Annotated in this window: 18 protein-coding genes and 1 riboswitch; of the genes, 13 read left to right on the forward strand and 5 right to left on the reverse strand. The window is 73.1% G+C overall.

The features are described 5' to 3' along the window. Window positions 1-16: 16 nt before the first annotated feature. Window positions 17-202: a hypothetical protein gene (locus tag IEZ06_RS13755; RefSeq protein ID WP_189237084.1), complete on the reverse strand. Its 186-nt coding sequence runs from the start codon at window positions 200-202 to the stop codon at window positions 17-19. Between the two features lie 985 nt (window positions 203-1,187). Between IEZ06_RS13755 and IEZ06_RS13760 the strand changes: the two genes are divergently transcribed. Continuing rightward, window positions 1,188-2,774, forward strand: a complete 1,587-nt coding sequence (locus tag IEZ06_RS13760) for a methyl-accepting chemotaxis protein (RefSeq protein ID WP_229798127.1) — start codon at window positions 1,188-1,190, stop codon at window positions 2,772-2,774. Next, window positions 2,771-4,165, forward strand: a complete 1,395-nt coding sequence (locus IEZ06_RS13765; protein WP_229798088.1) for an ABC transporter substrate-binding protein — start codon at window positions 2,771-2,773, stop codon at window positions 4,163-4,165. Before IEZ06_RS13760 ends, IEZ06_RS13765 begins: the two co-directional genes overlap by 4 nt. A 115-nt stretch (window positions 4,166-4,280) precedes the next feature. Here the strand turns inward: IEZ06_RS13765 and IEZ06_RS13770 are convergent, their stop codons facing one another. After that, a complete protein-coding gene (locus IEZ06_RS13770; RefSeq protein ID WP_189237086.1) occupies window positions 4,281-4,814 on the reverse strand; it encodes a SecDF P1 head subdomain-containing protein in 534 nt (177 codons plus the stop codon). A gap of 125 nt (window positions 4,815-4,939) precedes the next feature. Here IEZ06_RS13770 and IEZ06_RS13775 point away from each other — a divergent pair, with 125 nt between their 5' ends. From IEZ06_RS13775 to IEZ06_RS13795, 5 genes are all read left to right on the forward strand, one after another. After that, entirely contained in the window at window positions 4,940-5,911 is a 972-nt protein-coding gene (locus IEZ06_RS13775) for an alpha/beta hydrolase (RefSeq protein WP_189237087.1), read from the forward strand. Window positions 5,912-6,111: 200 nt separating this feature from the next. Next, window positions 6,112-6,309, forward strand: a complete 198-nt coding sequence (locus tag IEZ06_RS13780) for a CsbD family protein (protein WP_189237088.1) — start codon at window positions 6,112-6,114, stop codon at window positions 6,307-6,309. A 350-nt stretch (window positions 6,310-6,659) separates the two neighbouring features. Continuing rightward, window positions 6,660-8,729 (forward strand): N-acetylneuraminate synthase family protein, encoded by a 2,070-nt coding sequence (locus IEZ06_RS13785; protein WP_189237089.1) that lies wholly within the window; start codon window positions 6,660-6,662, stop codon window positions 8,727-8,729. A 164-nt stretch (window positions 8,730-8,893) separates the two neighbouring features. Next, window positions 8,894-9,820 carry a glycosyltransferase family 2 protein gene (locus IEZ06_RS13790; protein ID WP_189237090.1) on the forward strand — a complete coding sequence of 309 codons (927 nt, stop codon included), beginning with the start codon at window positions 8,894-8,896 and terminating at the stop codon, window positions 9,818-9,820. Further along, window positions 9,817-11,166: a polysialyltransferase family glycosyltransferase gene (locus IEZ06_RS13795; RefSeq protein WP_189237091.1), complete on the forward strand. Its 1,350-nt coding sequence runs from the start codon at window positions 9,817-9,819 to the stop codon at window positions 11,164-11,166. Before IEZ06_RS13790 ends, IEZ06_RS13795 begins: the two co-directional genes overlap by 4 nt. Window positions 11,167-11,241: 75 nt before the next feature. Here IEZ06_RS13795 and IEZ06_RS13800 read toward each other — a convergent pair whose 3' ends face one another. From IEZ06_RS13800 to IEZ06_RS13815, 3 genes are all read right to left on the reverse strand, one after another. After that, entirely contained in the window at window positions 11,242-13,914 is a 2,673-nt protein-coding gene (locus IEZ06_RS13800) for an ATP-binding protein (protein ID WP_189237092.1), read from the reverse strand. Window positions 13,915-14,015: 101 nt separating this feature from the next. Beyond that, window positions 14,016-15,449 (reverse strand): DUF6716 putative glycosyltransferase, encoded by a 1,434-nt coding sequence (locus IEZ06_RS36275; RefSeq protein ID WP_229798090.1) that lies wholly within the window; start codon window positions 15,447-15,449, stop codon window positions 14,016-14,018. 11 nt (window positions 15,450-15,460) lie between these two features. Next, window positions 15,461-16,438, reverse strand: coding sequence for a hypothetical protein (locus IEZ06_RS13815; protein WP_229798092.1), 978 nt, complete (start codon window positions 16,436-16,438; stop codon window positions 15,461-15,463). A 204-nt stretch (window positions 16,439-16,642) separates the two neighbouring features. Here IEZ06_RS13815 and IEZ06_RS13820 point away from each other — a divergent pair, with 204 nt between their 5' ends. From IEZ06_RS13820 to IEZ06_RS13845, 6 genes are all read left to right on the forward strand, one after another. Continuing rightward, on the forward strand, window positions 16,643-17,470 hold the full coding sequence (locus IEZ06_RS13820; protein ID WP_189237094.1) for an aldo/keto reductase: 828 nt from the start codon (window positions 16,643-16,645) through the stop codon (window positions 17,468-17,470). 195 nt (window positions 17,471-17,665) lie between these two features. Beyond that, a riboswitch (cyclic di-AMP (ydaO/yuaA leader) is annotated at window positions 17,666-17,801 on the forward strand. 19 nt (window positions 17,802-17,820) lie between these two features. Next, complete coding sequence (locus IEZ06_RS13825; RefSeq protein WP_189237095.1) at window positions 17,821-18,660, forward strand: CHAP domain-containing protein; 840 nt, start codon at window positions 17,821-17,823, stop codon at window positions 18,658-18,660. A 425-nt stretch (window positions 18,661-19,085) separates the two neighbouring features. After that, window positions 19,086-20,438 (forward strand): ABC transporter substrate-binding protein, encoded by a 1,353-nt coding sequence (locus tag IEZ06_RS13830; protein ID WP_189237096.1) that lies wholly within the window; start codon window positions 19,086-19,088, stop codon window positions 20,436-20,438. An 83-nt stretch (window positions 20,439-20,521) separates the two neighbouring features. Next, complete coding sequence (locus IEZ06_RS13835; RefSeq protein WP_189237097.1) at window positions 20,522-21,502, forward strand: carbohydrate ABC transporter permease; 981 nt, start codon at window positions 20,522-20,524, stop codon at window positions 21,500-21,502. Further along, window positions 21,499-22,380 (forward strand): carbohydrate ABC transporter permease, encoded by an 882-nt coding sequence (locus IEZ06_RS13840; RefSeq protein WP_189237098.1) that lies wholly within the window; start codon window positions 21,499-21,501, stop codon window positions 22,378-22,380. Before IEZ06_RS13835 ends, IEZ06_RS13840 begins: the two co-directional genes overlap by 4 nt. Continuing rightward, the gene (locus tag IEZ06_RS13845) at window positions 22,377-23,801 is read left to right on the forward strand and encodes a GH1 family beta-glucosidase (RefSeq protein ID WP_189237099.1); all 1,425 of its coding nucleotides are present in this window, start codon (window positions 22,377-22,379) and stop codon (window positions 23,799-23,801) included. The genes IEZ06_RS13840 and IEZ06_RS13845 overlap by 4 nt, the downstream gene beginning before the upstream one ends. The last annotated feature ends 3 nt before the right edge of the window (window positions 23,802-23,804 follow it).

The following is a 23,804-nucleotide window of genomic DNA, read 5'->3' on the forward strand; positions in this document are numbered from 1 at the left end:
TGGGCCGGAGCCGGGATCAGGCCGATACCGGATCCGGAGCCATCCACGCGCAGCCGCGCAGTGCGTCACGGATCGCCGCCATGACATCGGCCCCGTGCTCGGCGACGGTGGAGACGTAGCCGCGGATGGCGTAGCGGTGCTCGGTGGCGGTTTCCGAGCGGAGCCGACCGAAGATCTTCTGCTGGGTCTTGGCCGGGCGCACATCACGTTCGGCCTGGTCGTCGTGGGGGAATCATAAGGTCACGGGTGAAACGCAGGATGCTGTCCTCACAGTCGCGCAGCACCTCCAGCAGCACCCGGCCCGGTGGCTGGGTGACCGTTTTCACCGGTCCGGGTTCCGCCGCACCTGTGAGAGGCCGACGCGTACCCGTGGCGGAACCTGCTGATCCATATCGTCTTGGTGCCGGAAGGCGATCTGGTCGCAGAAGCTGGAGCGAGCCCAGCAGCAGGCGGACCGGGCCCGCCGCCGCTACCGGCTGGCCGAACCGGAGGACCGGCCGGTGGTCAACTGGAGGCCGACCGGGAGTCGGCCATGGCCGCTCAACGGCAACTGACCGAAGACTGGCACCGCTTCCAGCAAAGTGCCCCCATCTCGCTGAGCACCGCCGACGTCGCCGCGCTCGCCGAGCACGCGGCCGGGGCCTCGCCCTGGTCTCGCTCCTGGCCACCCGGGTCGGCCGCCGCGGCACCCAGACCATCGGCCACGCCGTATGGGCCGAGCTCTCCCTCGCCTGATCGTCCCGTGATTCCGGCTCTCCATCGCCACCGGGGTGGGTGAGGCCGGGTTCCGCCGCACCGGAGAGGCCGTCAGTGTCCGGGTGGAAACCGCGGACGCGGCCGCGCCACCACGCGACCGCGTCCACTGAAACACCCGGATCCGTACCGGCGCCCGGGTGCCTCCTCTCCCCTCGGTGAGTGCCACTCCCCGGGGAACCGCCCTCCAAACACGTTCCTGTGACGATCTTCCTGGAGGGCTCCGGTCCCGGCGGGCGCGGGATCCCCTCCGGGGCCCTCCCACCTGCGGGTCCGCTCCGTGGCCGCCCCGCGCGGGCGTCTCCGCGACGGGAGCGGGGAAGAGATCTCCCCGCCGTCCCGGCCCGAATCCCTCGCCTTTCCCCGGCGCGCGCCGATCAGACCGCTGAGAGGCGCCGAAGGCCGGCGCGGTGGAGAAGGACGGACCTGTGACCATGCGACTCTGGCGAGATCTCGGCGTACGGCCGAAACTCCTGTTGACGACGGCCGTCGCCGGCCTGGCCATGGCCGGTGTCGGCGCGGTCGGCATCGTCCAGCTGAGCGCGGTCGCCTCCACGGCCGGGTCCATCTCCGACTACCGGATGGCCCAGGCGCTCAGCCTCAACGAGGCGCGCACCTCCCTCCTCCAGGAGGACACCATCCTGCTGGAGCACATCGCACTGACGGACGACGTCTCACGGCGCCAGGCCGAGGCGGACATCCAGAAGAACGACGCCGTCTTCGACCAGGCCTGGGAGCGCTACAAGGAGACCGCCGGCGACCGCGGGGCGATCGGCACCATCGAGGCCACCGACGCCGCGATCGCGCAGTACCGCGTCTTCCGCGACGACACCATGCTGCCGGCGAGCAAGGCCGGGGACGAGACGGCCTTCCGCGACACCCGCCTGGCCCAGGGGACCGCGCTCGCCATGGCGAAGGCGAACCTCGACGAGCTGACGGCCGCCGAGACCGCCGCGGTGATCGCGGGCGGCAAGGAGATCCAGGACGGCAAGACGGGAGCGATCCGACTCGTGCTGGTGGTGCTCGTCACCGGTCTGCTGCTGACCGCCGCCATCGCCCTCGTCGTCGCCGGGGCCATCGTCCGGCCCGTCCGGCGCGTGCAGGCCGCGCTCGCCGCGATGGCGGGCGGTGACCTGACCGTCGCCGCGGAGGTGGACTCCGCCGACGAGGTCGGCCGGATGGCGGCCGGCTACGAGAGCGCCCGCCAGGCCGTACGCGACACCGTGGCGGCGCTCGTCGAGGCCGCCGAGTCGCTGGACGACGCCTCGGGGCGCGTCTCGGCCTCCGCCGCCAGGATCGACACCTCCGCCGCGACCGCCGCCGGGCAGGCGTCCTCCGCCACCGACTCCGCGAGCATGGTCTCGCAGAACGTCGAGGCGCTGGCGGCCGGGGCCGAGGAGACGGACATCGCCATGCGGTCCATCGCCCAGAGCGCGAACCAGGCGGCGCAGACCGTCTCCCAGGCCATCGCGGTGGTGGAGAGCACCACGAGCACCGTCGCGGAGCTGGGCACCTCGTCGGCCGAGATCGGCGACGTCGTCAAGGTGATCACCGCAATCGCCAAGCAGACCAACCTGCTCGCGCTGAACGCCACCATCGAGGCCTCCCGGGCGGGGGCCGCGGGCCGCGGCTTCGCAGTGGTCGCGAGCGAGGTCAAGGAGCTCGCCCAGGAGACGGCCAAGGCGACCGAGGACATCTCGCGCAGGGTGGAGTCGATCCAGGGCACCAGCGTCGGCGCGGCGAACGCCATCGCCGACATCAACGGCATCATCGCCAGGATCAACGAGCACCAGCTCGCCATCGCCGCCGCCGTGGAGGAGCAGAGCGCCACCACCGGTGAGATGAGCGGCAGCATCAGCAAGGCGGCGCTCGGGACGCGCGACATCGCCGGGACCATCGACGAGCTCGCCGGCGCGACCCGCACCACGGCCGAGGACGGCCGGGCCGCCCAGGCCGCGGCCCAGGACCTCTCGGCCACCGCCGAGCGGCTCCGCACGGTGGTGCGGAGGTTCCAGGCATGAGCCCGCGCGACACCACGACCGCACCCCAGCCCGCCTCCCGGGAGAGGAAACCGATGAAGAGCAAGTCGCGTTCCGGCCGGACGGCCGCCGCCGGCGCCCTCGGCGCCCTGTCCTGCCTGCTGCTGGCCGCCTGCGGCACCGCGGACGCCGCGCAGGAGACGGAGGCGGGCCGGGCGGCCGCGTGCGCGCCGTACGCCGCCTACCGGGGGCACGAGGGGACCACCGTCAGCGTCCTCATGACCGGCAACCTCGACAACGTCAGGCTGGCTCAGGCGCTGCGCCGGTTCTCCGACTGCACCTCGATCCGGATCGACATCGAGGGCAACACCTCCGTCGAGGACGAGGTGAGGAAGCGGGCCGGGACGGGGGACGCACCGGATCTGGCCATCATCGCGCAGCCGGGTCTCATCGCGGAGCTGGTCGGGAGCGGCGATTTCAAGCCGGCGCCCGATTCGGTGGCGAAGCTCGCGAAGGAGAACTGGGCCCCCGGCTGGCTGGAGTACGGCTCCGTCGACGGCACCCTCTACGCGGTCCCCTACGACTCCAGTGTGAAGTCCTTCGTCTGGTACTCCCCCGCCGCGCTGAAGAAGGGCGGGCACGCGGTCCCGGAGACCTGGGACGAGATGATGGCCGTCAGCGAGAAGATCGCGGCCTCCGGGGGCACCCCCTGGTGCGTGGGATTCGAGTCCGGCGGCGCGACCGGCTGGCCCGGCACCGACTGGCTGGAGGACGTGATGCTGCGCGTGCACGGCCCCGAGGTCTACGACCAGTGGGTGGCCCACGCCATCCCCTTCGACGACCCGAAGGTCGTCGAGGCGGCGGACCTGGCGGCGAAGGTGCTCAAGAACGACAGATACGTCAGGGGCGGGACCGCCGGCATCGCCAAGACCTCCTTCACCAAGGCCGGGCAGCCGGTCCTGGAGAACCGGTGCACGTTCTACCGGATGGCGTCCTTCTACGCCGGCAACTGGCCGCGCGGCACGAAGGTGGCCGCCGACGGCGACGTGTTCGCCTTCCAGATGCCGGCCGTCGACCCGGCGAAGGGCAAGCCCGCGCTCGTCGCCTCGACCTTCGTCGGAGCGTTCGGCGACCGCCCCGAGGTCGTCGCCGTCCAGGAGTACCTGGCGTCGGAGGACTTCGCCGGCAAGCGGGTCGCCGCCGGCAGCTGGACCACGGCGAACAACAAGGTGGACCTGGACCTCTACACCGGCGACATCGACAAGCTCTCCGCGGAGATCATGCGCGACCCCGGCACCGTCGTGCGCTTCGACGCCTCGGACATGATGCCGGCCGCGGTCGGCGCCGGGTCCTTCTGGACCGGGATGACGGAGTGGGTCGGGGGCAGGGGCACGGAGCAGGTGCTCGCGGAGATCGAGAGGTCCTGGCCCTGACGCGGCGCCGCCGCGCTCCGGGTCACCGCGGGGACGGCCGCCCGGCCGTCCCCGCCTGCGACGCCTGCGACGCCCGGCCGTCCCGCCCGCGGCGGCCGGGTGACCCGGTACGGGCCTACCGGCCCGCGCTGAGCCGCCGGGCGAGGTCGGCGGCCTCGTCGCGGGTGAAGGAGCCCGCGATCTGCATCCGCCCGGCGGTGATCGCCTCCCGCACGGACGGGGCGGAGAGCACCTCGCCGTCCACGACGACGGCGAGCCGGTTGCGGGGCTCGGGTTCGGCGGCGATCTTCCGTGTCACCTCTGCGAAGGCCGCGGCGTCCTCGGACCCCAGGACGACCTCGACCGTCCATCCGCCCGTGCCCTGTCCTTCCACGGCCTCGGCCTCGGCGACCTCCTTCACCGTCACCCCGTTGGCCAGCCGGAGGCACTCCGTCCCCCCGGGGTCCGGCAGGTCCGTGCCCGAGCAGGGCGCCGCCGCCACGGCGAGGACGGGCTGGAGCCGGAAGAGCGGCAGGGACTCGCCCCGGTTGGCGTACTGCAGGGCGATGGGGATCACGACGGCGACGGCTGCGAGCGCCGCCAGAGAGGCGATCACCACGGCCAGCGGTCGTGCGCGCCGAGGCCGGGAGGGGGAGGTGTCCGGAGTCATCCGCCCATGATCCAGCCAAAAGGGCGGTACGGCACCGCGAAGGGGCAGAAAAGCGGAACCGGACGAGTCCTCCTCCGGGGTGACGGGCTTCCCGTGATCCTGACGGCGCGCCAGGATGGGGCGGTATGAACCGTAAGGCCGTGCGCCTGGGCGTGATCCTGCTGGCGGCGCTGGCGGTGGCCGCCGTCTCGCTGACCCTGCTGACGCCCTTCTCCCCCGGCTCCTCCCACAGCGCCTCCCCCGGCGGGGAACGCGGCCGGGCCCCGTCCGGCGTGCGGGTGGAGCGACTGGGCGAGCGGGACCACGTGCTCACCTTCGCCTCGGCCGCACTCGGCCGTGAGGGCCGGGTCCGGGTGCTGCTCCCTGCGGGATGGAAGCCGGGCTCGGGCCCGTGGCCGGTGCTGTACCTGCTGAACGGCTGCTGCCAGCCCGCCCCCGACTCCTGGGTGACGGAGGGGGACGCCGCCCGGCTCACCTCGCCCTACCCGGTGATCACGGTCATGCCGGAGGGCGGCGCGGTCGGCTTCTACTCCGACTGGCGCAGGGGCCCGAAGTGGGAGACCTTCCACCTGACCGAGGTCCGCGCGATCCTGGAGCGCGACTACGGCGCCGGGGACCGCCGGGCGGTGGCCGGGCTGTCCATGGGGGGATTCGGCGCGGTCTCCTACGCGGCCCGCCATCCGGGCATGTTCCGGGCGGCGGCCTCCTTCTCCGGCGTGCTGGACACCACCGAGAGCGCGCCCTGGCTGCTGGAGCGCCACGGCGAGGACCCCCGCGACCTGTGGGGCCCGCCGGGCGGCTCCGAGCAGGCGGCGCACAACCCGGTCGCCCTCACCTCGAAGCTCGCGGGCGTGCGGCTCTACGTCTCCTGCGGGGACGGCACCCCCGGTCCGCTGGACGACCCGTCCGCGGCCCGGGACGACGGCGAGGCCACCCTGCTCGCCCAGTCGCAGGAGTTCGCCCGGCGGGCCGGGAAGGCCGGTCTGGAGGTCACCACGGACTTCTACGGGCCCGGCACCCACAGCTGGCCGTACTGGCGGCGCGCGCTGGAGCGCTCGCTGCCCCTGCTCATGGACGCGGTCGGCGCCTCCCGCTGAGCCGGGCCGCGTTCACGGGGGCACGGACGACGCGCCGCCCTTTTCCCTGGATTCGGTCGGCTCTCCCCCTTGAGGCGGGCAATCGGTCATATGCGTGCGGTGTTCCTCGCCCTAAAGATCCTTAGATCACGATTAGTACCTCGATTGTCCGGTTATGACTTCCATCGACAACCTGTCATTTCAACGGGGGAAGGCACAAAATGACTAACTTCGATCAGATGCGGGGCAAGGCCAAGGAGGCCGCCGGCAAGATGACCGGCAACGACAGCATGGCCAACAAGGGCCGCGCCGAGCAGTCCAAGGGCAAGGCGAAGGAGACCGCCAAGAAGGCCAAGGAGACCGCTCGCGAGACCGCGCGGGACGTCACCGACCGCGCGCGGGACAGCTACAACCAGTAGGAACCCGCGTCGGATCACCGGCGCCGCGGACCGGACTCACACCGGCCGCGGCGCCTTTCCGTGTTCTCCGGCCTTTCGCCGGAGCCCCCTTCTCCGCATTTCCCGCACCCCCCTTCTTCACAAATCCCCCCTTTCCGGATAAATCGGAAATTTCATTTCCATCCAGGGGAGGATTCGCACCCGCACCGCACCCCCGGCGCGGTCCCCCTGCGTGGTCCCGCGTCGTCCGGAAAGTTAAGCCGGACGACTCTGGACGTTCAGCTCGGACACCCCTCGCCGGTCACCCCCGTGGCTAGCGTTCCGGAAAGCCCCCGGCTCAGGGGTGCTTGTCGGAGGTAAGAGGAGTCACCTTGCGAGTCCTGGCCGTCATCCCCGCCCGCGGAGGTTCGGCGGGCGTGCCGCTGAAGAACCTGGCCCCCGTGGGCGGCACCCCGCTGGTCGCCCGCGCGGTGCGGGCCTGCGTCCGGGCCGAGCTCGTCGACCGGGTCGTGGTCAGCACCGACCACCCGGGGATCGCCGAGGCCGCCCGCACCGCCGGGGCCGAGGTCGTCGACCGGCCCGGCGAGCTGAGCGGCGCGGAGGCCACCAGCGAGTCCGCCGTGCTGCACGCGCTCGACCGGCTGCCCGAGGCCCCCGAGGTGGTCCTCCTCGTCCAGTGCACCAGCGCGTTCATCGACCCGGCCGACCTGGACGCCGCGATCGCGAAGGTCCTCGGCGGCGAGGCCGACGTGGTCTTCTCCGGGCTGGAGACCCACGAGTTCCTGTGGGACGCCGCGGGCGCCGGGGTGAACCACGACCCGTCGTTCCGCCCCCGCCGGCAGGACCGCGAACCGCACTACCGCGAGACCGGCGCGTTCTACGTGATGCGCGCCGGCGGCCTGCGCGAGCACGGGCACCGCTTCTTCGGCCGGGTGGCCGTGCAGCCGGTGCCGCCGCGGCACGCCGTCGAGGTGGACACCCCCGAGGACCTGGAGATCGTCCGGGCGCTGGCCCCCTTCACGGACCTGCCCGAGCCGATCGACGTGGACGCGGTGATCACCGACTTCGACGGGGTGCACACCGACGACCGCGCCTACGTCGGCGAGGACGGCCGCGAGATGGTCGCGGTGAACCGCTCCGACGGCATGGGCGTCTCCCTGCTCCGCCGGTCGGGCGTCAAGATCATGATCATGTCCACCGAGCAGAACCCGGTGGTCTCGGCCCGCGCCCGCAAGCTCGGCGTCCCCGTCCTGCAGGGCCTGACCGACAAGCGGACCGTGCTGCGCGACTGGCTGGCCATCGAGGGCCTGGACCCGGCGCGCGTCGCCTACGTCGGCAACGACGTCAACGACCTGGGCCCGATGAGCGACGTCGGATGGCCCGTCGCGGTCCCCGACGCCCACCCGAGGGTGCGCGCCGCGGCGCGGGTCGTGCTCACCCGGCCGGGCGGGGCGGGAGCCGTACGGGAGCTGTGCGACCGGGTGCTGGCCGCCCGCCCCGAGGGCGCGGCGGCACCGGCCGCCGTGACCGCCCCGGCCCCGCGGGCGGAGCTCCGCCTGACCGCCTCCCCCCGGCCGGTCCCGATCGGCGACGCGCTGGTCGGCGCCGGGCAGCCGGTCTACGTGATCGCGGAGATCGGCATCAACCACAACGGCGACCTGGACATCGCCCGCCGGCTGATCGACGTGGCCGCGGAGGCGGGCTGCCAGGCCGTCAAGTTCCAGAAGCGCACGCCGGAGATCTGCGTCCCGCTGGAGCAGCGCGACCAGATCCGGCAGACGCCGTGGGGCGCGATGACCTACATGGAGTACAAGGTCCGGACCGAGTTCGGGCACGCCGAGTACGCCGAGATCGCGAAGTACTCCGCCGAGCGCGGCCTGCACTGGTTCGCCTCCCCCTGGGACGTGCCGTCGGTGGAGTTCCTGGAATCCATGGACGTCGTCACGCACAAGGTCGCCTCGGCGAGCGTGACCGACCTGGAGCTGCTGCGGGCGCTCGCCGCCACCGGCAAGCCGGTCATCCTGTCCACCGGCATGTCCACGCTGGAGGAGATCGACCGGGCGGTGGAGATCCTCGGCACCTCCGGGCTGGTGCTGATGCACGCCACCTCCACCTACCCGCTCCCCCCGGAGGAGGCCAACCTCCGCGCGATCACCACCCTCCAGGAGCGGTACGGCGTGCCCGTCGGCTACTCCGGTCACGAGCGCGGCCTGCAGATCTCGCTGGCGGCGGTCACGCTGGGCGCGGTGACCGTGGAGCGGCACATCACCCTGGACCGCACGATGTGGGGCTCCGACCACGCCGCCTCGCTGGAGCCGGCCGGTCTGGAGCACCTGGTGCGCGACATCCGCATCATCGAGACCGCGCTCGGCGACGGCGTCAAGCGGGTCTTCCCCGGCGAGGAGGCCCCCAAGGCCCGGCTGCGCCGCGTCACCGTCTAGATCCCGCTTCCGGTCCGGTGCGCGGCCGCGCGCCGGACCGGAAGCGGACCGGGGCACGGACCCGTCCCCGGGCGTTCACCGTCGCGTCCCGGCGCGTTCAGCCCGGGCACCGCGATGGTCACTACAGTCCGGGGCGACCGCGCCCGGAACCGTGAGGGAAGACCTTGATCAAACTGTCGGTCGTCGTCCCGGTGCGGGACGCCGAGCTCTACGTCTCCGACGCGCTCACCTCGCTCGTGCGGAACGCGCGCCCGGACTTCGAGTTCGTCGTCGTGGACGACGGATCGGTGGACGGCACCGGGCAGGTCGTCGAGGACTTCCGCGACGACCTGCCCGGTCTCGTCGTGCTGCGCAACGAGACCCCGGTGGGCCTGGCCGAGGCCCGCAACCTCGGGCTCTCGCTGGCCTCCGGCCGCTACGTGAGCTTCATGGACGGCGACGACTGGCTCGCCCCCGGCTACCTCGCCGACCTCGTCGGCGCGATCGAGCACCTCGGCTGCGACTTCGTCCGGGTGGACCACGTCCAGGCGGAGGGCCGCAGGCGGGTGATCCACCGGGCGCCGCTGGCCGTACGGAACACGGTGCTCAAGCCGCGCGAGCACATCCTGCCGGCCCGGTCGAAGACCATGGTCGACTACCCCTACGCCTGGGCCGGGATCTACCGGCGCGACCTCGGCGACCTGCTGACCTTCCCCGGCCGGCTGCACACGGCCGAGGACCGGCCGTGGATCTGGCGGCTGCACCGCGAGGCCGCCTCGTTCGCGGTGGTCTCCCTGGCCGGGGTGTTCTACCGCCGGATGGTCTCCGGTTCCCTGACCCAGGTCGGCGACGAGCGCCAGCTGCACTTCTTCGACGCCTTCGACCTGGTCTTCGCCGACCTTCCCGAGGAGTTCGCGCCCAAGGCGGTCCGCCAGTTCCGCGCGCTGCTCGCCCACCACCTGGAGCTGGGCGGGCGCTTCTCGCCCGAGCTGCGCGCCCGCTTCGAACGGCGCGGCGCCGAGGCCCTGCGGCGGCTCCCGGCGGACCTGCCCGGCGTCGGGCTCGACCCCGAACGCGACGAGATCCTGCGCCGCCTCCTGGAGACCCGATGACCGCGAGGACCCAGCTGTTCTACGCCTCCACCCTGTTCGGCGCGGCGACCCTGGCCGCCGCGCTGGACGAGGGCGCGTTCGGGCCGCGCGACGGCCGCCGGATCCTGCTGGTCTCCAACAACGCGGCCGTCCCGGAGATCACCCCGGCCCTGGACGAGGCCCCCGGCTTCGCCGCGCTGCGCCCGCGCTTCGACGAGGTGCGGTCGTGGAACGAGATCGTGGCCCCGATGCACCCGTCGGACTGGCGGGCCCGCGTCATCGAGGTCCCGATGACGGGCCGGCTGCTCCGCTCCCACCTGTCCCTGGGCGACGGCCCGGACGAGCTCGTCGTCGAGTCCGTCGCGGTGCCCCCCGCGCGGACCCTCGCCGGGCTGCTGCGGGACTGCCCCGTCACCGTCTACTCCGACGGGCTGATGAGCTACGGCCCGACCCGCGACCCGCTGCCCGCCGAGATCGCCGGCCGGATCACCCGCCTGCTCCACCTCGACCTGGTGCCGGGCCTGGCCCCGCTCCTGCTCTCGGAGTACGGCGTGCCGGCCCGGACCGTCTCCGGCGAGGCCTTCCTCCGCGTCCTCGGCGGGATCCCCGGGCCGGAGGACGGCGCGGCGGGCGGCGCGGCGGGCGCCGGATCCGCCGGACCGGCGGCCGGAGAGGCGGGGACGGGCCCCGCGATGATCCTCGGGCAGTACCTGTCGGCGCTCGGCGTCCTCACCCCCGAGGAGGAGGACGGGCTGCACGCGGACATGCTGCGCGCCCTGGCCGCCCGGGGCTGCGAGTCGGTGCTGTTCAAGCCGCACCCCGCCGCCGGGCGCCGGCACGCGCGCCGGCTGCGCGAGGCGGCGGCGGGACTCGGCGTCCGGCTCTCCGTGGCCGGCGAGACCGTCCCCGCCGAGTCGTGCTTCGCGGCGCTCCGCCCGGAGCTGGTGGTGGGCTGCTTCTCCACCGCCCTGGTCACCGCCCGGCGCCACTTCGGCCTGGAGGCGGCCACCGTCGGCGGGGAGCTGGTCCTGGAGCGGCTCACGCCGTACGAGAACAGCAACCGCGTACCCGTCACGATCACCGACGCCCTCCTGCCCCGGCTGCGGCCGGACGGGACGCTGGAGCAGCCTCCGCCGGTCGACGTCCGGGCGCTGGTCCGCGCGGTCGGCTACTGCATGCAGAGCGAGTCCTACCCGGAGCTGCGCGCGGAGGCCGCCGCCTACCTGGACGCCCACGGCCCGGACCGCTACTTCAAGCGGCAGCGGCTGGCCGCCCTGGGCCTGCCGCCCGCCGGCCCGGTCCGCCCCGGTCCCGGCTCCGGGACGCTGGGCAGGCTGCGCCGCCGGTTGTCCCGGGCGCTCTCCTGACGGGCGGGCCCGGCTCTCCCGGGCTCGGCTCTCCCGGATTCGGCTCTCCCGGGCTCAGCCCTCCCCGGGCCCGGCTCAGCTCTCCGGGGTCGGTCCCCCGACGGGCAGGCGGACGGTGAAGACGGTGCCACCGCCCCGGCGGGGGGCGGCGGTGACGGTGCCGCCGTGCGCCTCGACGACGGCCCTGGTGACGGCCAGGCCCAGGCCGGTGCCCGTGATCCCGGCCCGCCGGGCGGTGGAGGCGCGGAAGAACCGGTCGAACAGGCGGGGGTACTCCTCGGCGGGTATCCCGATGCCGGTGTCGGCGACGGCGATGACCGCCTCGGCGCCCTCGCATCGGGCGGTGACGGCGACGGAGCCGCCGACCGGGGTGTACCTGACCGCGTTGGACAGCAGGTTGTCCAGCACCTGGCGGAGCCGTACCGGGTCGGCCCGCACGGGCAGGCGGCCGGGCGCGTCGGCGGTGACGGTGAGCCGCTTGACGGCGGCCGCGGGCCGCTGGTCGTCGACGGCGTCGCGGACCAGGCCGGACAGGGAGACCGGCCGGAGGTCGACGCCGACCCGGCCGGCGTCGAAACGCGCCAGGTCCAGCAGGTCGTCGACCAGCCGCTGCAGGTGCTCGCTCCTGCGGTCGATCACCTCGGCGAACGACCGCCGTTCGCCGGCCAGACCGGGGTCGTCCAGCAGCATCTCGGTGTAGCCCCGGATGGCCCCGATCGGGGACCGCAGCTCGTGACTGACCACGGCCACCAGCTCGTCCTTCATGCGGTCCAGGTCCTCGAGGCGCTCGACCCGCCGCCGCTCCTCCTCCAGCAGGCGCTCGCGCTCCTCGTCCAGCCGGTAGTGCTCGGTGACGTCGCTGGAGATGCCGTCGACGAGCAGGCGCCCGTCCTCGCGGCGGGGCCGGGCGCGGCACCAGAGCCAGCGGGTGACGTCGTCCAGGCCGCGGAACCGGAACACGGTCTCCGCCGCCTCGCCGGACGCGAGCGCCCGCAGGTAGGCGTCCACGGCCGCCCGGTCCTCCGGGTGGACGCGGGGGAGCGCCGTCTCCAGCACGTCGGCGCCCCCGGCCGGCCGGCCGCCGAAGACCCCGCCGGCGTCCGGGCTGGCGTACACCGCGCGGAACGTGCCGTCGGGGAGGATCTCGAGGGTCCACACGTAGTCGTCGACCTGGCCGATGATCCGGTCGAGGTGGCGGCGGCCGGCCTCCAGCGCCAGGGCGAGCTCCTCGGCGCGGCGGCGTTCGAGGTGGCGCCCGAGGTGGGCGCGGACACCGTCGAGCAGGGCGACCAGTTCCCGGTCCGGCTCCTCGACGGTCTCGGCGAAGAAGGCCAGCACGCCCAGCGGTTCCCGGCCGCTGCCCACCGGCAGGCCGACGGCCGCGTGCAGCCCGGCCCGCGCCGCGGCCTCCCGGCGGACGAATCCGAGAGGGTCGGACGGCAGGTCGCGGACCCAGACCTCCCTGCCGGTGGCCCACACCAGGCCGGGCAGGCCGACGCCGGAGCGGAACGCGACCCGCTCGCCGCCGGTGAACTCCGGCAGGTCCCGCCCCGGCGCCGTCCACGAGGCGGTGCGGACGATGGCGCCGCCGTCGTCGCCGACGTGCCAGTATTCGCCGCAGGCCCAGCCCAGTCCCCGTGCGACCGCGGCGACCACGCAGCCGGCGGCCTCCTCGCCGGAGGACGCGTCGGCCAGCGCCTCCGCGACGGCCCGCTGGACGTCGCGCAGGACCTCGGTCCGGTGCCGGCCGGTGATGTCGTGCATGACCGCCACCGCACCCAGCCGGCTCCCGTCGGAGGCGTCGATCGGCCGGCCGTTGACCAGGAACCGGCGTGGCGGGAGGCCCGGTGCGGAGACCACCACCTGCGCGCCCTCGACCCGCTCGCCGGCGAACGCCCGCGCCAGCGGCACCTCCTCCGGGCGGAGCGGCGTGCGCCCGTCCGGGGCCATCAGGTGGTAGGTCGCGGCCCACTCCCGGGCGTCCAGCGGCTGCTCGGCGGTCCGGTGCACGGCACGCAGCGCCCGGTTGAACAGCGCCACCCTGCCGTCGGCGTCGCAGGCGACCACCCCGGCCTCCAGGCTGTCGAGCAGCGCCGCCAGGAAGGTCCGCTCCCGTTCGAGTTCCTCCTCGGCCGCGGTGTTCGCCGCCGCGTCCCCGGTGCCCGTGGAGGCGAACGCGCCGTGGGCCCGGTCGAGGACCGCCCGCAACCGGCGCTCCGCCAGCAGCGCCTCGCCGCCGGCCAGCCGCGACGCGATCTCCGCCTCGGCCATCGCCGCGATGTCCTCGGCCGTGTCCAGCTGGGCCGCCGGCCACCGCCTGGGTCCGGCGCCGATCACCCCCAGCGCCCCGAGGACCTCGCCGTCCGGCGCGCGGAGCGGGAACCCCGCGCAGGACCCCGCCTCGAGGCCGGGGAGCGCCGGATCACCGCGCCACCGCCCTCCCGTCCGGGCGTCGTCCCGGACGTCGGGCACGACCAGCGGCGCGCCCCGCGCCACGACGCGCCCGCACAGGGAGCCCCGCAGCGGGGCCCGCCGCGTCCCCGGCCGTGCGGCGGGCCCCGCCGCGCCGAGGACCACCTGCTCCTCGGCGGCCGCCAGGACCACCAGCGCGGCGGGCACGTCCAGCAGCGCGGCCGCCAGGCCCGCCAGCCGGGTCAGGGAGGGCACCTCGGGGGCGTCGAGCAGACCCGCGGCGCGCAGCGCCTCCAGCCGCCGCGCGTCACCGGCTGGCGGGAGCGCCGAGCACACGGTCCGCCACCTCCATGGTTCCTTCCCCCGAGGTCACCCGGTGTGTGGGCCTGCCACTACCGAGTCAATCACCCTCCCCCGGCGGCCGGCCGCCGCCCCCCTCAGCCCAGCGCCCTGAGGTAGCGGCGCATCCGCCGCTTGGCCCGGTAACCGACCCGGAGCACGTTGGGCGGCACCTCCACGCGCAGCCGGGCGCGGCGGCGGGCGGCGGCGTACCCGGGCCCGTCGAGCAGCGAGACCGCGGGCGCGAGCCGCCCGGAGCGCGCCTGGCCGACCAGGGAGACCAGGTGGCCGGTCCAGTCGCTCTCCCCGTCGCCGTGGAAGTAGTTGGCCTTGCACCACGCCTCGTCCGGGGTGCGGAAACGCCCCTCGGACAGGTCCTCCAGGGTGCCGAGGACCCCGCTCCCCTCGAAGACGAGGTTGATCATCTCGGCGCTGACCCCGAAATCGGACAGCACCAGCAGCGGCACCGAGCAGGCGATGGCCTCCAGCGCGGCGGTCGAGCTGACCGTGACGAACCCCGCCGCCCTGGCCAGGTGCTCGTGCATCGGGCCGGCCTCGAAGCGGAGGGCGCCGGAGCGCCCGCCGAGCTCCTGCCACAGGCTCTGGTAGTGGTGGCGCTCGTTGTGCGTCTGGCGCTCGTCGGCCAGGGCCCGGAGCTTGACGACCACGTCCAGGTCCGGGCGCCGCTCGGCCAGGTCCGCCAGCGCGAGCAGGATGCGCTCGCGGTCCTCGCGCCGCCTGGGCACCTTGGCCTGGGTGGCGAACACCACCCGGTCACGCGGCCGTACCGGGGCGGCCGCGTCCTCCCGCGCCCCGGGACCGCCGGAACCGCCGAGGACACCGGAAGCGGCCGGACCACCGGGGCCGCCCAGGCCGCCGGGACCGCCGGAACCGCCGGAACCGCCGAGGACGCCGGAAACGGCGGGACCACCGGAACCGCCCAGGCCGCCGGGCCCGCCGGACCCGCCCGCGCGCAGGAAGGGCAGCCGGGCCAGCCCCACCCGCCCGCCCCCGCCCAGCCTCCGGCCGACCTCCGAGAACTCCTCGACCTCCCGCCCGCTGTGCAGCACGAACAGGTCGCACCCGCTCCGGAACAGCCAGGCCTTCTCGGTGGCCGGGACGGAGATCCCCGGCAGGCCGGTCACGAACACCGGCCGCGGGGACAGCCCCGCCAGCACCTCGGCGGTCAGGACGTCCACCACGGGCCCGGTGCAGGCGACCAGCACCGCGTCCGGCCGGAACCGCTCCGCCGTACGGCGCAGCCCCCGGGCCGACAGCACCGGCGGGCCGGCCGCCGCGCCGGGCGCCGCACCGGGCGCCGCACCGGGCGCCGCACCGGGCGCCGAGTCGGACGCCGAGTCGGACGCCGCGCCGGACGCGGGGCCCGGCGCCGCGCCGGAGACCGCCGCGCGGATCTGGGCGGGGGACGGCGTGATGGGCGTGCGGATCACCGCCAGCTCCGTCGTGCAGCCTGCGGGCAGGCCCGCGAGCAGGCAGGCGGCCCACTTCAGGTAGGAATCCGAGTCGGCCACGGCCAGGACCTTCAACGAACCGCTCCAGTGTCGTGATGGGCGAACATCGAAAGATGGGAGCGGAGCGACGGCGCCGCCCGGGAGGTCCACCACTCGTCGGGGACCTCCACCGTCTCCACGGTCACGCCCCGCGCCGAGAGCAGGACCCGCAGGGAGGTGACCGCGGTGGAGGGCAGGCTCAGCACCCGCTGCTCGGCGGCCAGCCCGCGCAGGGTCATCTCGGCGGGACCCCCGCCGTCGTAGACGGTGATCCCGGGCTGCCGCCCGACCCGGGCGAGGTCGTCGGGGTCCTCCCGCCGGTGCGGGAAGTAGGCGACGGGCCCGGCCGAGCCGAGCCCGGACAGCCAGGTGAAGTAGCGCTCGCGGTGGATCAGGCCGTTGCGGACCAGCGAGGTGCCCAGCACGACGGTGCGCTCCCGCGGGCCGGGGCCGTGCAGCGGCTGGCCGCGCAGCCAGGCGAAGTCGTGGGTCACCAGTTCCGCCCCGGTGCTCCGTACGGCCGCGGCCAGCTCGTCCGGGACGGGCAGCGCGGTGAAGACCGTCAACCGGCCGGACCGGGCGGCGGCGCGGAGCCTCAGGGCGGCGGCCGTCCCCAGTGCCGCGCGGAGCGCGGAGCGCAGCGCTCCGCCGGTGGCGCGGGCCCGCAGCAGCGGCGTGCCCGGCCGCCGAGTGAGCAGTTCCAGGAGCCGGACGGTGGCCAGCCCGTCGTCGACGATCACGACGCGGCGCGGGAAGGCGGTGAGCCAGGCCAGCTGGATCCGGCCGGAGAAGGCGTCGCCCATCACCCAGGCGGCGGCGCGGGCCGGGCGCGGCATGTCCGGCTCCGGTCCGGCCAGCTCCAGCCCGCCCGGCAGGCCGAGCCGGTGCAGCTCCCGGCGGGTGACGGCGAGCGGGCGCAGCCCCGCCCGGGACACGACCCGGGTCCGGGTGCCCAGCAGTCCCGCGTGGTGGGCCTCCACCGCGCAGAGCATCTGCAGCGGGGACTCCACCCAGGCTACGGCCGAACACTGATCCCGCGCGTGGTCTCGACCGTCCTGCTCCACGCCGGGCGATGACCCGTTCACGACCGCCCCAACGTAACGCGGCGGTCTTACGGGACCGGGAATCCCGGGTGAACAGCCGACCACGCCCTGTGAGAGGTAAAGCACTGTTCCAGCCGGTTCGTCCCGGTGTGGATGGGAGATCATGAAGGCATGGAACTCGTGACTCTCAACAACGGCGTCCGCATGCCCCGGCTCGGTTTCGGCGTCTGGCAGGTGCCCGACGACGAGGCCGCCACCGCCGTGGCCACCGCGCTCGAGGCCGGCTACCGGAGCATCGACACCGCCGCGCTGTACCGCAACGAGGAGGGCGTGGGCCGGGCCCTGCGCGCCTCCGGCGTGCCGCGCGAGGAGGTGTTCGTCACGTCCAAGCTCTGGAACGACGCCCACGGCTACGACGCGGCGCTGCGCGCGTTCGACGCGACCATGGAACGGCTCGGCCTGGACTACCTCGACCTCTACCTGATCCACTGGCCGGTCCCGGCGCAGGACCTGTACCCGGAGGCGTGGCGGGCACTGGAGAAGCTGTACGCCGACGGCCGGGTGCGGGCCGTGGGGGTCAGCAACTTCACGGTGGAGCACCTGGAGCGCGTGCTCCAGGAGGGGAGCGTCGTGCCGGCCGTCAACCAGATCGAGCTGCACCCGCAGCTCCCCCAGGCCGAGCTGCGCGGCCACCACGCCGCGCACGGCATCGTCACGGAGGCGTGGAGCCCGCTCGGCCAGGGCCGGGGGCTGCTGGACGAGCCGGTCCTGGCCGGGGTCGCGGCCCGGCACGGGGTCACCCCCGCCCAGGTGGTGCTCCGCTGGCACCTGCGGCTGGGCAACGTGGTGATCCCCAAGTCGGTCACGCCGTCGCGGATCGCCGAGAACCTCGACGTGTTCGGGTTCGAGCTGGACGACGAGGACATGGAGGCGATCGCCTCGCTGGACGCGGGCCGGCGCCTCGGTCCGGACCCCGCCACGTTCAACCAGGTGAGCTGAGGGCCGCCCGGCGGCCGTTCGGGGGACCACCGTTCTCGGGCCGGGCTCGCCACCGGGCGAGCCCAGCCCGATTTTTCATATTTATTGATCCTTTGCCTGTTCGATACTCCACGCTGACCCCCGGCCCGCACCCTCACCCCGTCTTGACCGGACTTTGCCGCGGCGTGACTCAGCCCGCCCGGCCTCCTCCCGATGAGGTCATGGACGCCGAATCCGCGACCCCGCGGAACCGGGGACCCACCTCCCTCGGGGTGAATCAGCGCCCGCGCGCTGTAGGGCACTTCCTGGCCCGAACCCGTCAGCTAACCCGGTAGGCGGCACGGAAGCCGAGCAAGGAGTCGAACCCCCGCATGGGCAAGCACCGCCGTACCTCCCCCGTGAAGCACCGCCGCACCTCCCCCGCGAAGACCGGCGGCGCCCCCACCGCGTCTCCCGCCTCCACCGCGTCTCCCACCCCCACCGCGTCTCCCGCCTCGCCCGCCTCCGCGAGGCGGCGCCGCCTGACCCACGTCCTGCTGGGCGCGTCGGTCACCCTCGCGGGCGGCGCCGTGGCGAGCCCTCCGGCCCACGCCGAGGCCCCCCGCCAGGCTTCGGCCGACGTCCTCACCGGGTCCGCCGGGATCTCCGGGGGCCTGCCCGCCTCCGCCGCCGCCTCGGCCAGGACCCCCCTGCAGCTCATCGCCGACGGGCTGCCCCGGGTCTCGGCCGAGGAGGTGCTCTCCATCGCCGAGAGCCAGATCGGCGTGAAGGAGAACGACCGGGGCGGCGGCACCAGGTTCCACCGGTGGTACATGGACTCCCACCGCGCCGCGGAGACCGTCGAGCGCGACGGCGGCGCGATCCGCGGCTACGCCAACGCGCCCTGGTGCGCGATGTTCGTCTCCTGGGTCGGCGAGCAGGCCGGCATCCGGCCGGTCTTCGGCTGGGACGCCTACACCGTGACCTACGCCCAGTGGTTCCGGGCCAACGGCCACTGGGGCACCACCGCCAAGCCCGGCGCGGTCGTCTTCTTCGACTGGAAGCGGGGCGACAGCCTGTACGGCATCGACCACGTCGGCCTGGTCGAGGAGGACAACGGCGACGGCACGATCACCACGATCGAGGGCAACACCGGCAACGGCAAGGTCGAGCGGCGCGTCCGCCCCAAGGCCGAGGTCGTCGGCTACGGCTATCCGGTCTACCGGTCCTGATCCGCGCCGGACGGCGCACCGGAGGGGTACGGCCCGGCGGGCCGTACCCCTCTTCCGGCTTCCGGGACCGGTTCCCCGCCCGGCGGCCGGCTCCGCCCTCCGGGAGCGGGATCCCCCCGTCCGCGGACGGGGGGATCCCTCCTCCCGGCCCCGGAAGAACCGGGATGCATGCTCACGTGATGGGAGCGCTCCCAACAGCCTATCTGAGGCTTATCTCCCGATAAACCGCTATATGTCCTAGGTTTAAGTCCAAGATGTAACGGTTGAGTTTCGGCATATTGACGTTCCGGTTGCCTATCGTCCACTCTTCGTGGGAGCGCTCCCAAAGCATGTTGCAGAGCAGCCAGCCTCGGTCCGGGTTTGTCGGGGACCGGCCGCGGCTGCACCTCCCACCGATTCGGGCGACCACCTGAGAGGGGTCCGGAATGTTGAACACCAAGCGGCAGGGCAAGCTCGCCGCAGTAGCGGTCATGGCGGCCACCGCCCTTGCGATCACGTCCTGCGGTTCGAGCGAGCCCACGCCCGCCGCCGGCGGCGACGGCGCGTCCTCGGCCGCGGCCGCGCCGGTCACCATCACCGTCCACACCTTCGGCGGCGGCGAGAACTTCGGCTACGACGAGGCCGTCAAGAAGTGGAACGCCGAGCACCCGAACATCCAGGTCAAGTACCAGAACCTGACCGACCGGTTCGAGGACGTCTTCCTCCCGCAGCTGCTGCAGAAGCTGCAGGCCGGCAGCGGCGCCGCCGACATCGTCGGCATCGACGAGGGCGCGATGGGCCTGATGAAGGCCCGCCCGCAGTTCTTCGCCGACCTCGGCCAGTTCGGCCTGGAGAACCGCAAGGCCGACTTCCCCGCGGCCAAGTGGGAGAACGGCGTCAACAAGGACGGCAAGCTCTTCGCGCTGGGCACCGACATCGGCGGCATGACCATGTGCTACCGCAAGGACCTGTTCGAGAAGGCCGGCCTGCCGAGCGACCGCGAGGAAGTCGGCAAGCTCTGGCCGGACTGGGCCGCCTTCATGGAGGCCGGCAAGAAGTTCCAGGCCGCCAACCCCGGCAAGGGCGACCCCAAGTTCCTCGACGGCCCGAACACCCTCTTCAACGTGGTGCTCTCGCAGGAGGGGCCGAAGAACGGCAACATCGCCTACTTCGACACCAACAACCAGCTCGTCATCGACAAGAACCCGGCCGTCAAGACCGCGTTCGACACGGTGAAGTCCTTCAGTGAGGCCGGCCTGACCGCCAAGCTCGCCTCCTTCACCCCCGAGTGGAACGCCGCCATCAAGAAGGGCGGCTTCGCCACCATGGGCTGCCCGGCCTGGATGCTGGGCGTGGTCTCCGGCGCGGCCGGTGACGAGAACAAGGGCAAGTGGGACGTGGCCTCGGTCCCCGGCGGCGCCGGCAACTGGGGCGGTTCCTACCTCGCGATCCCCGCGCAGAGCAAGCACCAGAAGGAGGCCGCTGAGGTCCTGAACTACCTCACCGGCAAGGAGGGCCACGTCGCGGCCTTCAAGGAGGCCGCGGCCTTCCCGAGCTCCATCCCCGCCCAGCAGGACCCGGCGGTCGCCGACCTGAAGAACGAGTTCTTCAACGACGCGCCGACCGGCCAGATCTTCGGCGCCTCGGTCAAGGACCTGCTCCCCCTCTTCCTGGGTGAGAAGCACGCCCAGGTGAAGACCGCGGCGGAGAAGGTCCTCGAGGGCATGGACAAGGGCTCGATCCCCTACGCCGAGGCCTGGACCAAGTTCGTCGAGGCCGGCACCAAGGCAGCGGGCTGATCCTCCTCCCGTTCGGCACGGGCCCGGCGGCGGCGACCCCGCCGCCGGGCCCGTCGCCTGCCCTTGAGCTGAAAGGCTGACCGATGACCCTCAACGTCGACACCCCCGCTCCGGCGCGGCGGGAAGGCCCCCGCCGGTCTTCCGGGCCCCGGAACCAGGGACGCGGCGGCAAGGGCCTCGCCCGGTTCGACCTCCGGGCGACCCCCTACTTCCTCGTCTCCCCGTACTTCCTGCTCTTCGCCGTCTTCGGCCTCTTCCCGCTCGGCTACACCGCCTGGGTGTCCCTGCACGACTGGGAGCTGGCCGGGGACAAGACCTTCATCGGAATCGACAACTACACCGAGCTGATCGCCGACGGCGCGTTCTGGAACGCGGTGCTCAACACGGTCGGGATCTTCGTCATCGCGACGATCCCGCAGCTCGTCCTGGCGCTGATGCTCGCCAACGCGCTCAACAAGCGCATCCGGGGCCGGCTCTTCTTCCGCCTCGGCATCCTGCTTCCGCTGGTGACCTCCGTCGTCGCGGTCGCCGTGGTCTTCACCCAGCTCTACGGGCGCGACTACGGCATGATCAACTGGTTCCTCAGCCTGTTCGGCGTCGAGGCCATCGAATGGCAGAACCAGAGCTGGAGCGCGTGGATCGCGATCGCCACGATGATCGACTGGCGCTGGACCGGCTACAACGCGATCATCCTGCTGGCCGCCATGCAGACGATCCCCAAGGACCTCTACGAGGCCGCCTCCCTCGACGGGGCCTCGCCCCGGCGGCAGTTCTGGCAGATCACCGTGCCGATGCTCCGCCCGACGCTCATCTTCGTGGTGTTCGTCTCCACCATCGGCGGCCTGACCCTGTTCGCCGAACCGGTCATGTTCGAGGGCAACCCGACGATGGCCGGCGGCGCCACGGGCCAGTACCAGACGGTGGCCATGTTCATCGTCAAGGAGGCCTTCCGCGACTTCGACATGGGCTACGCCTCGGCGGCCGCCTGGCTGCTGTTCGCGCTGATCCTCATCGGCATTCTGATCAACTACTCCTTCACCCGCCGCATCGGGGGTAAAAAGTGACGGCGATCCAAGCCCGGCGGCGCTCGTCGGGTCCCGCATCCGCGGCGAACCGCATCTGGGACGCGGGCCCCCTGACGAAGGTGACCCTCGCCTTCGCCCTCGTGCTGTCGGCCTTCCCGATCTACTACATGTTCATCATGGCCACGCGGACCAACGACGAGGCGCTCGACACCCCGCCTCCGCTGCTCCCCGGCGGCCACCTCGGCGAGAACGTCGAGCGGCTGCTGGCCACCGAGGACGCGTACTTCGCCACCGGCCTGATCAACTCGATCATCATCTCGACCACCGTGACCCTCTCGGTGGTGATCATCTCCACCCTGGCCGGCTTCGCCTTCGCCAAGCTGAGGTTCCGGGGCAGCAAGATCCTGCTGGGCTCGATCCTGCTGACCATGATGGTCCCGCTCCAGCAGATGGGCATCGTCCCGCTCTACGAGATGATGGTGAACCTCGGCTGGACCGGCCAGATCCAGGCGGTGATCCTGCCCTTCCTGGTCAACGGGTTCGGGGTCTTCATGATGACCCAGTACACCACCCAGGCCGTGCCGGACGAGCTCGTCGAGGCGGCCCGCGTCGACGGCGCCTCCACCATGCGCATCTACGCCAACGTGATCCTGCCCGCGGTACGGCCCGGCATGGCGGTTCTGGCGCTGCTCACCTTCATGCAGAACTGGAACGAGTTCCTGTGGCCGTCGATCGTGCTGAACCCGGACAACCCGGTGGTCCAGACCTCGATCGCGGCGCTCAACCAGGCGCACGGCACCGACTACGTCATGCTCTTCACCGGCACGGCGGCCTCGGTCCTCCCGCTCGTCATCGTTTTCGTCATGTTCGGCCGGCAGATCGTCGGCGGCCTCATGGAAGGTGCGGTCAAGGCGTGACAACGCAAGAGACGCAGGTTCAGGTCCCGGATCTGGTGTTCCCGACCGGCTTCGTCTGGGGCGCGGCCACCTCCGCCTACCAGATCGAGGGGGCCGTCTCCGAGGACGGCCGCGGTGTCTCCATCTGGGACACCTTCGTCCGGCAGCCCGGCCGGGTGGTCAACGGCGAGAACGCGGATGTGGCCATCGACCACTACCACCGCTACCGCGAGGACGTGGAGACGATGGCCGGCCTCGGCCTCGGCGCCTACCGGTTCTCCATCTCCTGGCCCCGGATCCAGCCGGACGGCACCGGCCCGGCCAACGCCAAGGGCATCGACTTCTACAGCAGGCTCGTCGACGAGCTGCTCTCCCGGGGCATCGACCCCTGGGTGACGCTCTACCACTGGGACCTGCCGCAGGCGCTGGAGAACGCGGGCGGCTGGCCCTCGCGCGACACGGCACGGCGCTTCGCCGACTACGCGGCCCTCGTGCACGACGCCCTGGGCGACCGGGTCCGCAACTGGAGCACGGTCAACGAGCCGTGGTGCGCCGCGTTCCTCGGCTACGCCTCCGGCGAGCACGCCCCCGGGCGGCGCGAGCCGGCCCAGGCCCTGCGCGCCGCGCACCACCTGCTGCTCGCGCACGGCCTGGCCGTGGAGGCCATGCGGGCCCAGCGCTCCGACACCCGGATCGGCGGCTGCGTCAACCTCTACGCGATCTCTCCGGAGTCCGAGGCCGAGGCCGACCTGGACGCCGCGCGCCGCATCGACGGCCTGCAGAACAGGTTCTTCCTGGACGCCCTGCTCAAGGGCGCCTACCCCGCCGACGTGCTGGAGGACTTCGGCGCGATGGCGGACTTCGCCCAGGACGGCGACCTGGACGTGATCTCGGCCCCGCTGGACATGCTGCTGATCAACTACTACAGCCGCTTCACCGTCTCGGGCAAGCCCGGCGGCGCGGCGTCGGCGGCGGCCGCTCCCACCGACAGCGGCTCCCCGTGGGTCGGCAGCGAGCACGTCTCGTTCGTCCAGGGCGGCCGCCCGGTCACGGCCATGGGCTGGGAGATCGACGACTCCGGCCTCTACGAGCTCCTGGTCCGGCTGGCCCGGGAGTACCCGGCGGTCCCGCTGGTCATCTCCGAGAACGGCGCCGCCTTCGACGACGTCATGACCGGAGACGGGACCGTGCGGGACTACGAGCGGCGCGACTACATCGCCGCCCACCTGCGCACCTGCCACGCCGCGATCGAGGCGGGGGTCCCGCTCGAGGGATACTTCGCCTGGTCGCTGATGGACAACTTCGAGTGGGCGTGGGGGTACGGCAAGCGCTTCGGTCTCGTACACGTCGACTATGAGACCCAGGTGAGAGTTCCCAAGGAGAGCGCTCTTTGGTATGCCGAAACCATCAGGCGCGGAGGCCTGAGCGGTCCGGCAGAATAAGGG

It is taken from the genome of Planomonospora antibiotica (genome assembly GCF_014647955.1).
GTDB lineage: Bacteria > Actinomycetota > Actinomycetes > Streptosporangiales > Streptosporangiaceae > Planomonospora > Planomonospora parontospora.

Excerpts from the sequence above, each read along its gene's own strand:
- IEZ06_RS13760 (WP_229798127.1), top strand. The coding sequence starts at position 1,188 with ATGCGACTCTGGCGAGATCTCGGCGTACGGCCGAAACTCCTGTTGACG.
- IEZ06_RS13765 (WP_229798088.1), top strand. The coding sequence starts at position 2,771 with ATGAGCCCGCGCGACACCACGACCGCACCCCAGCCCGCCTCCCGGGAG.
- IEZ06_RS13770 (WP_189237086.1), bottom strand. The coding sequence starts at position 4,814 with ATGACTCCGGACACCTCCCCCTCCCGGCCTCGGCGCGCACGACCGCTG.
- IEZ06_RS13775 (WP_189237087.1), top strand. The coding sequence starts at position 4,940 with ATGAACCGTAAGGCCGTGCGCCTGGGCGTGATCCTGCTGGCGGCGCTG.
- IEZ06_RS13780 (WP_189237088.1), top strand. The coding sequence starts at position 6,112 with ATGACTAACTTCGATCAGATGCGGGGCAAGGCCAAGGAGGCCGCCGGC.
- IEZ06_RS13795 (WP_189237091.1), top strand. The coding sequence starts at position 9,817 with ATGACCGCGAGGACCCAGCTGTTCTACGCCTCCACCCTGTTCGGCGCG.
- IEZ06_RS13820 (WP_189237094.1), top strand. The coding sequence starts at position 16,643 with ATGGAACTCGTGACTCTCAACAACGGCGTCCGCATGCCCCGGCTCGGT.
- IEZ06_RS13825 (WP_189237095.1), top strand. The coding sequence starts at position 17,821 with ATGGGCAAGCACCGCCGTACCTCCCCCGTGAAGCACCGCCGCACCTCC.
- IEZ06_RS13830 (WP_189237096.1), top strand. The coding sequence starts at position 19,086 with ATGTTGAACACCAAGCGGCAGGGCAAGCTCGCCGCAGTAGCGGTCATG.
- IEZ06_RS13835 (WP_189237097.1), top strand. The coding sequence starts at position 20,522 with ATGACCCTCAACGTCGACACCCCCGCTCCGGCGCGGCGGGAAGGCCCC.